Here is a 12,688-nt window from a genome sequence, read left to right as displayed (position 1 = left end):
TGCATTGTTAAATGGATAACGACCGTTGAAGAACTCTGTCTCCGCTTTATTGCTGGCGCTGGGCCTGTGCGCCGCGCCGCTGGCCGTGCAGGCCGCCCCCCCGCAGCTGGCTTCGCAAATCGTCGACCAGTATGCCGAACATATTTTCTACAACAGCGGCGCCACCGGCATGGCGCTGGTGGTGATCGACGGCAATCAGGTGGTTAACCGCAGCTTCGGCGACACCAAGCCCGGCAACAACCTGCGCCCGCGCCCGGATTCGCTGATCCGCATCGCCTCGATCACCAAGCTGATGACCAGCGAAGTGATGGTGAAAATGGCGGCGGCAGGCCAGGTCAAGCTGACCGACCCGCTGCGCAAGTACGCTCCCAAGGGCGCCTATGTGCCGTCTTACAACGCCGGCCAGCCGATCACGTTATTGAACCTGGCCACCCACACCAGCGCGCTGCCGCGCGAGCAGCCGGGCAAGAAGCCGCCGAAAACGCCGGTGTTCACCTGGCCGACCAAGGCTCAGCGCTGGCAGTGGCTGGCGCATGCCAACGTCACGGTGCCGCCGGGCGTGCGCGCCGCGTATTCCAACCTGGCGTACGATCTGCTGGCCGACGCGCTGTCGCGCGCCGCGGGCAAGCCTTACAGCGCGCTGCTGAAAGAGAAAATCACCGCGCCGCTCGGCATGGTCGACACCACGTTGACGCCGAGCCCCGAACAATGCTCGCGCCTGATGGTGGCGGCGGCCGGCCCGAGCGCCTGTCGCGACACCACCGCCGCGGCCGGCAGCGGCGGCGTCTACTCCACCCCGCGCGACATGCAGCGCTGGATGCAGCAGTTCCTCTCCTCCAGCGCCAGCGGCCCGCGCAAAGCCACCGCCGCCAGCGAGCAAACCATGTACTTCCAGCGCCACGATCTGGTGTCGCTGAAGGGCATGGACGTGCCGGGGCAAGCGGATGCATTGGGATTGGGCTGGGTGTATATGGCGCCGAAGGACGGGCTGCCGGGCATCATTCAGAAGACCGGCGGCGGCGGCGGATTCATTACCTACATGGCGATGATCCCGGCGAAAAACGTCGGGGTGTTCGTGGTGGTGACCCGCTCGGAGCTGAGCAAGTTCACCAACATGAGCGATCCGGTCAACCGTCTGGTGAGCGATCTGGCGGCCAACAAGAGTTGAGATGAGGGGCGCCGCCAACTGCGCCCCCACGCCTCAGGCCGGCACCGCCATCTGGTGGATCACCGAATGGAAGTTGCGCTTGAAGTAGATCAGGCCGTTGCCGGCTTCGCTCAGTGCGATCTGCTTGATCTGCACCAGGTACATCTGGTGGGTGCCGATGCTCTGGATCTGCTCGATCTCCCCTTCCAGGCTGGCCAGGGTATTGCGCAATACAGGCTGCCCCAGCGCGCCAAGCTGCCACTCTTCCAGCCGGAAACGATCTTCCATGCTGACGCCGGTCATGCCGGCGAAGTGGCGCGCCATCAGTTCCTGTTCGTGGTTGAGCACGTTGACGCACAGCCTGCGATTTTCCTGAAATACCGGGTTCATCGCGCTGTTGCGGTTGATGCACACCAGCAGCGTCGGCGGCGTATCGGTCACCGAGCACACCGCCGTGGCGGTGATGCCGCAGCGCCCCGCCGGGCCATCGGTGGTGACGATATTCACCGCCGCCGACAGGCTGGCCATCGCGTCACGAAAGCGCAACCGCTGTTCATTTTCCTGAGACATACAACCTCCTCCTGAATTACTTCAGCAGATTATCCAACTGATTAATATCGTCATTGTTCCGCAGGTGCGGCACCTTCCAGCCGTGCTGATCGTAATCGGCCAGGCACTTGTCGACCATCTGCATCATGCGATCCATGTTGCCGGATCCCTGCGCGTGGCGCAGGCACTGCAGGCGGATCTCATCCTGGCTGCCGGCGTAGTTGATCTCATACAGCTCGTGACGGCCGCCGAATTCGCTGCCGATCGCATCCCACATCAGCTTGAGGATCTTGATGCGTTCGACGTGATCCATGCCGTCCGATCCGCGCACGTAGCGCGCCAGGTACTTGTCGATCTCCGGGTTGTTCATGTCGCGCACGCTGGACGGCAGGTAGATCAGGCCGCTGGTGACGTTCTTCTCGATGATGTGTTTCACCTTGGTGTAGGCCATCGGCGCCATCACGCGGTAGGTCTGCAGCGCGGCGGAATCCGGCAGGTAGGCGCCGTTTTCCCATTGAGTGGCTTCGGCGCACATTGCGTCGCTCAGCGACCAGAACAGGTTGCGCCAGGCCACCACTTCGCCCAGATCGGCCTGCACGCCGCGGAACTCCAGCACGCCGGTGCACGAGAGGCTCTTTTGCAGCAGCGCGGTGATGAAATCCATCTTCACCGCCAGGCGCACGCAGGCCTGCAGCGGGAACAGCCGGGCGAAACCGCCCTGGGTGCTCCAGCGGCGACAGCGGTCGAAATCGCGGTAGATCAGCACGTTTTCCCACGGGATCAGCACATGATCCATGATCAGGATCGCGTCGTTCTCGTCGAAGCGGCTGGTCAGCGGGTAGTCGAACGGCGAACCGGTCGCGCCGGCCACCAGCTCGTAGGAGGCGCGCGAAATCAGCTTCACCCCTTCGGCGTCCATCGGCGCCACGAACATCAGCGCGAAGTCCGGGTTATCGCCCATCACCTGCGCCGAACCGAAGCCGATGAAGTTGTAGTGGGTCAACGCCGAGTTGGTGGCCACCACTTTGGCGCCGCTGACGATGATGCCGGCGTCGGTCTCTTTCTCCACCTGAATGTAGACGTCCTTCACCTCGTTGACCGGCTTATGGCGGTCGATCGGCGGATTGACGATGGCGTGGTTGAAATAGAGCCCGGTTTCCTGAATGCGTTTGTACCAGTGGCGCGCGTTGTCGGCGAACTGGCCGTAGAACTCCGGATAAGCGCCCAGCGCGCAGCCGAAGGCCGCCTTGTAGTCCGGCGTACGCCCCATCCAGCCATAGCTTTGGCGCGACCAGTCGGCGATGGCGTCGCGCTGCTGACGCATCTCTTCCGGGCTGCGGGCATAGCGGAAGAATTTGTGGGTGTAGCCGCCGTTGCCGGTGTCGGTATTCCAGCACAGGCGATCCTGGCTGGCCGGATCGTGCAGCGCGTCATACAGCTGGCCGACAGACGCCGCCGCGTTGCGGAACGCCGGGTGGGTGGTGACGTCTTTCACGCGCTCGCCGTAAATGTAAATTTCGCGGCTGTCCTGCAAACTTTTCAGGTACTCGGCGCCGGTGAACGGGCGTTTGCTGTCGGCACGAAAGTCTTCTGGTTTCATCGGGTCTTCCTCGTCATCGGCATTTTTCAGGCCGTGGAGTCGGCCATTTGTTAAAATAATGTTTTCTTTTGGTTGCTTAATTGAAGCTGCCAAAGCCGGTTTCGAGAAGAGACTTTTGCGGCAATCGCCGGTACTTTTCAGGTCAGTTTGCCGCTTTCGCGGCAAACTGTGATCGCGGTTACGAAAGGGCGTGTTGCGCCGCGCGGTAGGTCGAAGGGGAACAGCCTTCCAGCCGATTGAAAAACCGGGCGAAATAGGCCGGATCCTTGAAGCCGAGGCTGTAGGCGGTTTCATGCACCGTGCAGGCGCTGAACAGCAGCATGCGTTTGGCCTCGCGCAGCAGCCGATCGAAGATCAGCCGCTTGGGCGGCCGATTGGCGAAGCGCCGACACAGGTCGTTGAGCCGCGATTCGGTCACCCCCAACGCCTGCGCATACTCCGGCACCGGCAGGTGCTCGCGAAAACGCTCGTCCACCATCTTGTTGAAGCGCTGGAACAGCTGCAGTTCGCCACGCACGCCGCTGTTGGCGCTGTCTTCCAGCGCGGTGTTGCGCAGCAGCAGCGTGAACACCGCCTGCGCCAGCAGCGCCAGCGTCTGTTCGCGCCCGGCCAGGTTCTGCGCGAACTCGCGGCGGATCAGCGCCCAATAGTGGCTGAGCGCCGTCAGCTCCTGCGGCGCGTCGGCCAGCGACAGGCAGATGCCCGGCATGTCCAGCGCCAGGTTGCTGCCGGGGTACAGGCGCTCCAGCAGCGGCCAAATCAACTCCTGACGCACCGTCAGCACGTGGCCGTCGCTGTCCGGTTCAGTGAAGAACGCATGCGGCACCGACGGCGGCGTGAGGATGAACAGCGGCGCCTGCACCGAATAGTGCTGATCGTCGAGCTGCAGCTCTATCTTGCCGGTCTCCAGAAAATGCACCTGGAAGAAGCAGTCGTGCCAGTGCACCTGCATGTCGCGGCCGAAGAACGCCGCCAGCCCGGCGAAGGTTTCGTAATGCACCTCGTCGGCGGCGTAGCGCGCGTCATACTCTTTGCAAATATCGATGTTGGCGATAAAACCGGTACTTTTCCGCACCTCATTACCTCCTGCAATCCTGCCTGTCTGCGTATCAAGGCGTCGCTCTCGGGCGCGAATCCTTCATCGGGATGCGCCACACCAGCACGGCGCCGACGATCAACAGCGCCGAGACGAAATACAGCCCGGAGTTGAAGCTGCCGGTCAGATCCTTGAACCAGCCGATCAGCAGCGGGCTGAGCGCCGATCCGATGTTGCCGGTGGCGTTGATCACCGCGATCCCCACCGCTCGCGCTTCCAGACTGATCGACTGATCCGGCGTGGTCCAGAAGATCGCCATGGCGGTAAAGGAACCGACCGACGCCATCACGATCCCCAGCAGCTGGATCAGGCTGTGATCGGTGGCGGACGCCAGCAGCCAGCCGGCGGCGGCGAACAGGTACGGCAGCGCGGTGTGATGCTTGCGCTCCTGCAGCCTGTCGGATCGTTTGCTCCACCACACCATGCCGGCGATGGTGCAGATCTGCGGGATCGCCGCCAGGATGCCGATCGTCACGTTGCTGCTGCCCTGGTTGAAGCTCTGCAGGATCTGCGGCGTCCAGATATTGATCGCGCTCAGGGTGTTGGTCAGGCAGAAATAGGCCAGCGTGTACATCAGCACGATCGGCGTGAAAATCTCGCGCCACAGGCTACGCTGCTGCAGCGCGCGGTGGCTGCTCGGCCCGTTGGGTTGCACCAGCTGCAGCTTGTCGGCCTCCATCATCGCCTTCAGGCTGGCTTTTTCCTCGTCGGTCAGCCACTTGGCCTTGGCCGGCGTATCGTCGAGATAGAACCACACCACCACGCCCAGCAGCACCGACGGAATGCCTTCCAGCAGGAACAGCCACTGCCAGCCCTTCAGGTTCATCACCCCGTCCAGCGCCAGAATATAGCCGGAGACCAGCGAACCGATCGCCATGGTCACCGGCATGGCAATCATGAACAAGGCGTTGGCGCGGGCGCGGTAGAACGCCGGGAACCAGTAGGTGAGGTACACCAGAATGCCCGGCAGAAAGCCGGCCTCGGTGATGCCGACGATCATGCGCAGCACGTACAGGCTGGTGGGTCCGGTGGCAAACATGGTGCAGGTGGAGGCGATGCCCCACAGCACCATGATGGTGGCGATCCAGCGCCGCGCGCCGACCCGGCTCAGCATCATGTTGCTGGGAATGCCGAAGATCACGTAGGTGACATAGAACAACGTCGCCGCCAGCCCGAACATGGTCGAGCTGAGGCCGAGATCTTTGCCCATCGTCAGCCCGGCGAAGCCGATGTTGATGCGGTCGAGGAAAGAGAAAACAAACAACACGAACAGGAAAATGATCAGGCGCCGAAACAACTTTTTAATCACCGATTGCTCGGCGGCGGTTAACGCTTTATGTTGCTGCGCCGGGTTGGCCGGCGGCAGCGAATCGACGTGGTTCATGGTTCAGTAGACTCCCGATGAAGGCGCTTGCGCCCCGCCCTGTTTGAACTCGTCCGCCAGGGCTTCCGCCGCCCGCGCCAGCAGGGTGGTATCCACCCCTACCGCGACGAACAGCGCGCCGGCTTCCAGATAGCGCTGCGCCAGCGCCTTGTTGGCCATCAAAATGCCCGGCGCCTTGCCGGCGGCTCGGATGCGCGCGATGGCGTCATCGATGGTGCGCTGCACCTCCGGGTGCTGCGGATTGCCGGCGAAGCCCATGTCGGCGCTGAGATCCGCCGGGCCGATGAACACGCCGTCCACCCCTTCCACCTGCAGAATGGCGTCGAGGTTTTTCACCGCCTCGCGGGTTTCAATCTGCACCAGCACGCACATCTGCTCATCGGCCTGCTGCAGGTAATCGGGCACCCGGTTCCAGCGCGAAGCGCGCGCCAGGGCGCTGCCGACGCCGCGCACGCCGTGCGGCGGATAGCGCGTGGCGCGCACCGCGTCGCGCGCCTGTTCGGCGTTCTGAATCATCGGGATCAATAAGGTTTGCGCGCCGACGTCCAGCAGTTGCTTGATGATCACCGCGTCGTTCCACGGCGGCCGCACCACCGGCTGGCTGGGGTAAGGGGCGACCGCCTGCAGCTGCCCCAGCACCGTCTGCACGTTGTTGGGCGCATGTTCGCCGTCGATCAGCAGCCAGTCGAAACCGGCGCCGGCCAACAGTTCGGCGCTGTAGCTGCTGCACAGCCCGAGCCACAGCCCGATCTGCGGGCGTTTTTCCTGCAGCGCCCGCTTGAAGTGGTTGGTTAACATCGCATTCTCCCTGACAAGCGGGCGCGGCGCGTGGCCCCCGCCCGGTTATTGCGGCCCGGTTCGCCGAGCCTGCTTATTAGACGAAGCGGCAGCTGATGCAGCCCATCGGGCCGTAATCGACGTGGAAAGTATCGCCGCGCCGCGCCGGCACCGGCCGGGTGAAGGAACCGCCGAGGATCACCTGCCCCGCTTCCAGCTCCACCTCATACGGCGCCAGCTTGTTGGCCAGCCAGGCCACGCCGTTGGCCGGGTGGTTGAGCACCGCCGCCGCCACGCCGGACTCTTCAATCACGCCGTTGCGGTACAGCAGCGCGGAGATCCAGCGCAGATCCAGCGCATCCGGCTTGATCGGCCGCCCACCCATCACCACCCCGGCGTTGGCGGCGTTGTCGGAGATGGTGTCGAACACCTTGCGCGGCCGCTGCGTCTCGGGATCGACGTTGTGGCTGCGCGCATCGATGATCTCCAGCGCCGGAATGACGTAGTCGGTGGCGTTGTAGACGTCGAACAGCGTACAGTTCGGCCCGCGCAGCGGCTTGGCCAGCACGAACGCCAGCTCCACTTCCACCCGCGGCACGATAAAGCGATCGATCGGAATGTCGCTGCCGTCGTTGAAGAACATGTCGTCCAGCAGCGCGCCGTAGTCCGGTTCGGTGATCTGCGAGCTCACCTGCATGGCGCGCGAGGTCAGGCCGATCTTGTGGCCTTTGAGCGTGCGCCCCTCGGCGATCTTCAGTTCTACCCACTGCCGCTGAATGGCATAGGCGTCTTCAATGGTGATCTCGGGATGATCGAGCGACAGCGCGCGGATCTGCTCACGGCTCTTTTCCGCCTGATGCAGACGCTGCACGGCGCGGTTAACCTGCTCTTTATCCAGCATTTACGACCCCTTATTCACGCCTTGTTGAACAGCGCGTGGACATTGTTCTGTTTGTAATTCAGCACCGGATCCAGCTCTTCCATGGTGAAAGAGAGCGCCAGGTAACGCTGCGCCATCAGCGCGGCGAAGTGTTCCTTGATCAGCGCAAACAGCATCTCGCCCACCTGCTGACGGCTTTCCAGACTGCGGCCGTGGCCGATCTTCAGCGTCATGTGCACGAAGGCGTAATCCTGCTTGCCGTCGGCCATTTGCCAGGTATCAAGCCAGATGGCGCGGCTGCGCACGCCGGCCAGCGGGAAGATGCCGGTCGCCGCCAGCGCCTCGTTGACCTTGGCGAACAGGGTGGGCAAATCCGCCTCGCGGCGGATGTTGTCGGTACATTCAGCGTAAAAATGGGGCATAGCGTTCTCCACACGGCGCATAGGCGCGGGCGAAGCCCGCGCAGCGGCATTTACAGCGTATTGCCAAGTTTGAAACCTTTTTCCGTATCGCCCTCGCGGGTATAGGAAAAACCGTCTGCGCCGATGGTGACGGCCATTTCGCTGGGCGCGCTGCGTTCGATCACCGGCTGCGGCTGCCCATCGAGATCCAACACCAGCGATCCTTCGGTGTACCAGCTCGGCACCACCGGATTGCCCCACCAATCGCGGCGCTGGTTGTCATGCACGTCCCAGGTCACGGTCGGGTTGTCCGGATCGCCGGTGTAGTAATCCTGCGTGTAGATTTCCACGCGGTGGCCATCGGGATCGCGCAGGTAGAGATAGAACGCGTTGGAGACGCCGTGACGGCCAGGGCCGCGTTCGATCACATCGGATTTGCGCAGCGCGCCGAGCTTGTCGCAGATGGCCAAAATATTGTGTTTTTCATGGGTGGCGAAGGCGATGTGGTGCATGCGCGGCCCGGCGCCGCCGGTCATCGCGGTATCGTGCACCGTCGCCTTGCGGCGCATCCAGGCGGCGTAAACCACGCCGTCTTCATCGCGGATGTCTTCCGTCACGCGGAAACCCAGCCCCTGGATATATTCCACGGCGCGCGGCACATCAGGGGTGATTTGGTTAAAGTGGTCGAGGCGCACCAACGCGCCCGGCGTATACAGATCGTAACGCCAGGCCAGACGCTCGACGTGCTGCACATCGTAGAAAAACTCATACGGGAAACCGAGCGGATCTTCTACCCGCACCGCATCGCCGATGCCTTTGGCGAACCCGTTCACCCGCCGCTCGGTGCGGCAGCCAAGCGCCTTGAAATACGCTTCGGCGCGATCGACGTCTTCCGGCGTGCGCACGCGGAAAGCAAACGCCGCCACGGCGGCGACCGGGCCTTCGCGCAGCACCAGGTTATGGTGAATGAACTCCTCCATCGAACGCAGGTAGAGGGTTTTGTCATCTTCGGCGGTCACGACCAGGCCGAGGATATCGACGTAAAATTCGCGTGCGGCTTTAAGGTTCGTGACCTGAATCTCCATGTAGGCACAGCGCACGACGTCGGGAGCAGGGACAGCATTAGTGGTCAGTTTTGTCGTCATTGTTCTCATCTCTTTCGTTATTATTGTGGCCTGAGGCTCAGACGCCCCATTTCGGGATCGGGTGGTCGCCCATGGAAATGCACACGTTCTTCATTTCGGCGAACACTTCGAAGCTGTATTCCCCGCCTTCGCGGCCGGTGCCGGAGGCTTTCACGCCGCCGAACGGTTGGCGCAGATCGCGCACGTTTTGGGTGTTGACGAAAACCATGCCCGCTTCGATGCCGCGGGCCAGGCGCAGAACCTTGCTCACATCCTGCGTCCAGATGTACGACGCCAGGCCGTACTCCACGTCGTTGGCCATGCGCAGGCCGTCTTCTTCTGATTTGAACGGCAGCAGGCAGGCCACCGGCCCGAAGATCTCCTCCTGCGCCACGCGCATCCGGTTGTCGACATCCGCCAGCACCGTCGGGCGCAGGAAGTTGCCGTGGCTCAAGCCGGCCGGTTTATCCGGGCCGCCGGCCAACAGGGTCGCCCCTTCCTCCACCCCGAGGCGGATATAGCCGGAGACTTTTTCCCAGTGCTGCGGGCTGATCAGCGCCCCTACCTGGGTGTTGGGATCTTGCGGATCGCCGACGCGCAGACGGTTGGCGCGCTCGGCGAAACGTTTGACGAATTCCGGGTAGATGCTCTCCTGAATGAAGATGCGCGAACCGGCGGTGCAGCGTTCGCCGTTGATCGAGAAGATGGTGAACAGCGCGGCGTCGAGCGCCCGCTCGATGTCGGCGTCTTCAAAGATCAGCACCGGCGACTTGCCGCCGAGCTCCATGGAGAATTTCTTCAGCCCGGCGCTTTCGATGATGCGCCGGCCGGTGGCGGTGCCGCCGGTGAAAGAGACCGCGCGCACGTCTTTATGGCGCACCAATGCGTCGCCGGCGGTGGCGCCGTAGCCCTGCACCACGTTCAGCACCCCGGCCGGAATGCCGGCCTCCAGCGCCAGCTCGCCCAGGCGATCGGCGCTCAGCGGCGACAGTTCGGACATCTTCAGCACCGCCGTGTTGCCCAGCGCCAGGCAAGGCGCAGTTTTCCAGGTGGCGGTCATGAACGGCACGTTCCACGGCGACACCAGCGCGCAGACCCCCACCGGCTGCACCAGCGTGTAGTTGAGCATCTTGTCGTCCACCGGGTAGGTCTTGCCGTTCATCTGCTGGCACACCTCGGCGAAGAATTCGAAGTTGTGCGAGGCGCGCGGGATCAGCACGTTTTTGGTCTGATGGATCGGCAGACCGGTGTCGGCGGTTTCCATTTCGGCGATCTGCGGCACGTTCTGGTCGATCAGTTCACCCAAACGGCGCATCAGGCGCGCGCGCTCTTTCATCGGCGTATTCGCCCATTTGGGGAAAGCCTCTTTCGCGGCCGCCACCGCCTGGTCGATCTCCAGCTGGCCGCCAGAGGCCACCTCCGCCAGCACCTCGCCGTTCGCCGGGTTGGTGGTGGTGAAATACTCTTTGCTGGCGACGTTCTTGCCGTTGATCCAGTGGTTGATGGTTTTCATCGCAGGCTCTCCTCGTAATCTTTTTCACTGATAATGTGGTTAACCAAACGGCCGATGCCTTCGATCTCCACCACCACTTCGTCGCCCGGCCGCACGTCGGCCAGCCCTTTCGGCGTGCCGGTGGCGATCATGTCGCCCGGCTGCAGCGTCATGAATTCGCTCAGGTAGGCGATCAGGAACGGAATGTCGAAAATCATGTCGGCGGTGCTGCCGCGCTGGCGCAGCTCGCCGTTGACGTAGGTGCTGAGCGCCAGCCGGTGCGGATCGGCGACGTCGTCGCGATCGACGATGTACGGCCCGATCGGCGTCAGGGTATCGCGGCTCTTCACCCGCAGATTCGGCCGGTAGTAGTTTTCCAGGTAGTCGCGGATGGCGTAGTCGTTGCACAGGGTGTAACCCGCCACATACTCCATGGCGCGCTCACGGCTGACGTTGCGTGCGGTCTTGCCGATCACCGCCACCAGCTCGGCTTCGTAATGCATGTACTCCACGTCGGCCGGACGCACCGATACCTGACGATGGCCGGTCAGAGTGTTCGGCGCCTTGAGGAACACCAGCGGCTCTTCCGGCGCCTTGAATTCCAGCTCGCTGGCGTGGTCGGCATAGTTCAGCCCCAGGGCGAACACCGTGCCCTGCGCCGGCGGCAGCCATTCCACTTCGCGCTCCTGCAGCACCTCGCCGTTCGGCAACGTGACGCGCAGCTGGTCGTCCACCTGAACGTTGACGATCTGGCCATGATGGCGAATACGGGCATGTTTCATGATGCGGCTCCTGCCTGGGTGACGCGGTTGCTCAGAGTGGGCAGGCCGGCGGCGCGCACCGTCACCTCATCCCCCGGTTTGATCGCCACCCGCTGGTGCGGGGTGCCGATCAGCACCGCATCGCCCGGCTGCAGGGTGATGAAATCGCTGATGGCGGCGATCAGCTCCGGCACCGAGCGCACCAGATCGGCGGTGGACCAGCGATCCTGCTCCACGCCGTTGATCTCGGTGACGATCTCCAGCCGATCGGCATTCTCCAGTTGGCCCATCTCTCCCAGCGGGCAGAAGCCGTCGCGGCATTTGGCCTTGATCGCCGGGCGATAGAAGCTGCTCTCCGGCAGGCTGACGTCGTTGGCCAACGCGTAACCGGCCAGATAACGGCTCACCTGCGCCGCCGGCACCTTGCGAACGGTGTCGCCGATGATCACCGCCAGCGTGCCGCCGCTCTGCACGGTTTCACCGGCCGGAAACGGGATCGCCCCGCCGTTGGCGAGGTGGGTGTTGCGCGGTTTGATAAACCACACCGGGGTTTTGGGCGGGGTCTGGTACGGCGGCTGGTGAAACGCCTGATCCCAGGCGTCCAGTTGGCTGCGGTGGTTCAGCGCAACGGAAAATACGGTGCCTTTCATGCGAACTCCTCCAATGGCAAAACATGACAACCGGCATTCATTAATATGTTAATGATTACTTTTATACGCTGCGCAGCTTTTACGCAACGCGCTTGGAATGATTTGTGATCGTGATAACAAAATATTCACAAACAACAAACATTGGCGTGATTATTCAACGCATTAATCATTTTTCTCGCCATTTTTCGCTGCGCCACGCATTTTTGCTTTATCCCTGCGGGTAACTTTGGCTACTATTAAGTTATTAACAAATCGGGCTTTGCGGGGCAGGCGCCCCCATGACGAGCGCCGTAACAGCGAACACCTTGATAGCTAAGGCCAAACTTATGCATGAATCGTTAACCATCGCCCTACTGCAGGCGCGTGAAACCGCCATGGGGTTCTTCCGCCCGATCCTGAAAAGCCACAATCTCACCGAGCAGCAGTGGCGCATCATCCGCGTGCTGGCCAACAGCCGTTCGATCGAATTCCACGAACTGGCGGCGGAAACCTGCATCCTGCGTCCCAGCCTGACCGGCATTCTGTCGCGCATGGAGCGCGATAAGCTGATCTTCCGCCTTAAACCGGTCAACGATCAGCGCAAGCTGTACGTGTCGCTGACCCAGCAGGGTCAGGAGCTATATGAAGTGGCGCGCCATCAGGTGGAGCAAGGCTACGCCGAGATTGAAGCCGCCTTTTCGCGGCAAAAAATGGACCAGCTGATGACGTTGCTGGACGAGCTGATCACCCTGGGCGACAGCCTGCCCGCCAACGTCACCGCGCATCCCGCCAAGCAGTGATTTAACCCACCGGAATTCTCACATTAATTGGTGTTGCCAAGGCGTAAA

13 protein-coding genes are annotated in these 12,688 nt (G+C 62.5%); 2 read left to right on the top strand and 11 right to left on the bottom strand.

The genetic code is table 11. The features are described 5' to 3' along the window. The first annotated feature begins 25 nt into the window (after positions 1 to 25). Positions 26 to 1,168 (top strand): D-alanyl-D-alanine-carboxypeptidase/endopeptidase AmpH, encoded by a 1,143-nt coding sequence (gene ampH / locus WFM45_RS19535; RefSeq protein WP_015376541.1) that lies wholly within the window; start codon positions 26 to 28, stop codon positions 1,166 to 1,168. A gap of 33 nt (positions 1,169 to 1,201) precedes the next feature. Here ampH and hpaC read toward each other — a convergent pair whose 3' ends face one another. From hpaC to WFM45_RS19480, 11 genes are all read right to left on the bottom strand, one after another. After that, positions 1,202 to 1,717, bottom strand: coding sequence for a 4-hydroxyphenylacetate 3-monooxygenase, reductase component (gene hpaC / locus WFM45_RS19530; RefSeq protein ID WP_004933156.1), 516 nt, complete (start codon positions 1,715 to 1,717; stop codon positions 1,202 to 1,204). A 16-nt stretch (positions 1,718 to 1,733) separates the two neighbouring features. After that, on the bottom strand, positions 1,734 to 3,296 hold the full coding sequence (hpaB, locus tag WFM45_RS19525) for a 4-hydroxyphenylacetate 3-monooxygenase, oxygenase component (protein ID WP_004933158.1): 1,563 nt from the start codon (positions 3,294 to 3,296) through the stop codon (positions 1,734 to 1,736). A gap of 178 nt (positions 3,297 to 3,474) precedes the next feature. After that, positions 3,475 to 4,371 carry a 4-hydroxyphenylacetate catabolism regulatory protein HpaA gene (gene hpaA / locus WFM45_RS19520; protein ID WP_004933161.1) on the bottom strand — a complete coding sequence of 299 codons (897 nt, stop codon included), beginning with the start codon at positions 4,369 to 4,371 and terminating at the stop codon, positions 3,475 to 3,477. Positions 4,372 to 4,405: 34 nt separating this feature from the next. Continuing rightward, entirely contained in the window at positions 4,406 to 5,776 is a 1,371-nt protein-coding gene (gene hpaX, locus WFM45_RS19515) for a 4-hydroxyphenylacetate permease (RefSeq protein ID WP_033631725.1), read from the bottom strand. A gap of 3 nt (positions 5,777 to 5,779) precedes the next feature. Then, entirely contained in the window at positions 5,780 to 6,574 is a 795-nt protein-coding gene (gene hpaI, locus WFM45_RS19510) for a 4-hydroxy-2-oxoheptanedioate aldolase (RefSeq protein ID WP_033631724.1), read from the bottom strand. A 76-nt stretch (positions 6,575 to 6,650) separates the two neighbouring features. Continuing rightward, positions 6,651 to 7,454 (bottom strand): 2-oxo-hept-4-ene-1,7-dioate hydratase, encoded by an 804-nt coding sequence (hpaH, locus tag WFM45_RS19505; protein ID WP_004933170.1) that lies wholly within the window; start codon positions 7,452 to 7,454, stop codon positions 6,651 to 6,653. Positions 7,455 to 7,468: 14 nt separating this feature from the next. Continuing rightward, positions 7,469 to 7,855, bottom strand: coding sequence for a 5-carboxymethyl-2-hydroxymuconate Delta-isomerase (locus WFM45_RS19500; protein WP_004933172.1), 387 nt, complete (start codon positions 7,853 to 7,855; stop codon positions 7,469 to 7,471). Positions 7,856 to 7,905: 50 nt separating this feature from the next. After that, entirely contained in the window at positions 7,906 to 8,979 is a 1,074-nt protein-coding gene (hpaD, locus tag WFM45_RS19495) for a 3,4-dihydroxyphenylacetate 2,3-dioxygenase (protein WP_099032679.1), read from the bottom strand. A 37-nt stretch (positions 8,980 to 9,016) separates the two neighbouring features. Further along, positions 9,017 to 10,471, bottom strand: a complete 1,455-nt coding sequence (gene hpaE / locus WFM45_RS19490; RefSeq protein WP_033631722.1) for a 5-carboxymethyl-2-hydroxymuconate semialdehyde dehydrogenase — start codon at positions 10,469 to 10,471, stop codon at positions 9,017 to 9,019. Then, positions 10,468 to 11,232 (bottom strand): fumarylacetoacetate hydrolase family protein, encoded by a 765-nt coding sequence (locus WFM45_RS19485; protein WP_004933177.1) that lies wholly within the window; start codon positions 11,230 to 11,232, stop codon positions 10,468 to 10,470. The genes hpaE and WFM45_RS19485 overlap by 4 nt, the downstream gene beginning before the upstream one ends. Further along, entirely contained in the window at positions 11,229 to 11,861 is a 633-nt protein-coding gene (locus tag WFM45_RS19480; protein WP_336956950.1) for a fumarylacetoacetate hydrolase family protein, read from the bottom strand. Before WFM45_RS19480 ends, WFM45_RS19485 begins: the two co-directional genes overlap by 4 nt. A gap of 326 nt (positions 11,862 to 12,187) precedes the next feature. Here WFM45_RS19480 and hpaR point away from each other — a divergent pair, with 326 nt between their 5' ends. Beyond that, positions 12,188 to 12,640 (top strand): homoprotocatechuate degradation operon regulator HpaR, encoded by a 453-nt coding sequence (gene hpaR / locus WFM45_RS19475; RefSeq protein WP_046898065.1) that lies wholly within the window; start codon positions 12,188 to 12,190, stop codon positions 12,638 to 12,640. Positions 12,641 to 12,688 lie beyond the last annotated feature (48 nt).

The sequence above is a fragment of the Serratia sp. KG1D genome (genome assembly GCF_037150675.1).
GTDB classification, from domain to species: Bacteria; Pseudomonadota; Gammaproteobacteria; order Enterobacterales; family Enterobacteriaceae; genus Serratia; species Serratia nematodiphila.
Note: the sequence above shows the minus strand (reverse complement) of the source record. Positions and strands in the feature narration are given on the sequence as shown.

What these genes read in the sequence shown, in the direction of transcription:
- hpaC (WP_004933156.1), bottom strand. Translation starts at nt 1,717, where the DNA reads ATGTCTCAGGAAAATGAACAGCGGTTGCGCTTTCGTGACGCGATGGCC.
- hpaB (WP_004933158.1), bottom strand. Translation starts at nt 3,296, where the DNA reads ATGAAACCAGAAGACTTTCGTGCCGACAGCAAACGCCCGTTCACCGGC.
- hpaX (WP_033631725.1), bottom strand. Translation starts at nt 5,776, where the DNA reads ATGAACCACGTCGATTCGCTGCCGCCGGCCAACCCGGCGCAGCAACAT.
- hpaI (WP_033631724.1), bottom strand. Translation starts at nt 6,574, where the DNA reads ATGTTAACCAACCACTTCAAGCGGGCGCTGCAGGAAAAACGCCCGCAG.
- hpaH (WP_004933170.1), bottom strand. Translation starts at nt 7,454, where the DNA reads ATGCTGGATAAAGAGCAGGTTAACCGCGCCGTGCAGCGTCTGCATCAG.
- WFM45_RS19500 (WP_004933172.1), bottom strand. Translation starts at nt 7,855, where the DNA reads ATGCCCCATTTTTACGCTGAATGTACCGACAACATCCGCCGCGAGGCG.
- hpaD (WP_099032679.1), bottom strand. Translation starts at nt 8,979, where the DNA reads ATGACGACAAAACTGACCACTAATGCTGTCCCTGCTCCCGACGTCGTG.
- hpaE (WP_033631722.1), bottom strand. Translation starts at nt 10,471, where the DNA reads ATGAAAACCATCAACCACTGGATCAACGGCAAGAACGTCGCCAGCAAA.
- WFM45_RS19485 (WP_004933177.1), bottom strand. Translation starts at nt 11,232, where the DNA reads ATGAAACATGCCCGTATTCGCCATCATGGCCAGATCGTCAACGTTCAG.
- WFM45_RS19480 (WP_336956950.1), bottom strand. Translation starts at nt 11,861, where the DNA reads ATGAAAGGCACCGTATTTTCCGTTGCGCTGAACCACCGCAGCCAACTG.
- hpaR (WP_046898065.1), top strand. Translation starts at nt 12,188, where the DNA reads ATGCATGAATCGTTAACCATCGCCCTACTGCAGGCGCGTGAAACCGCC.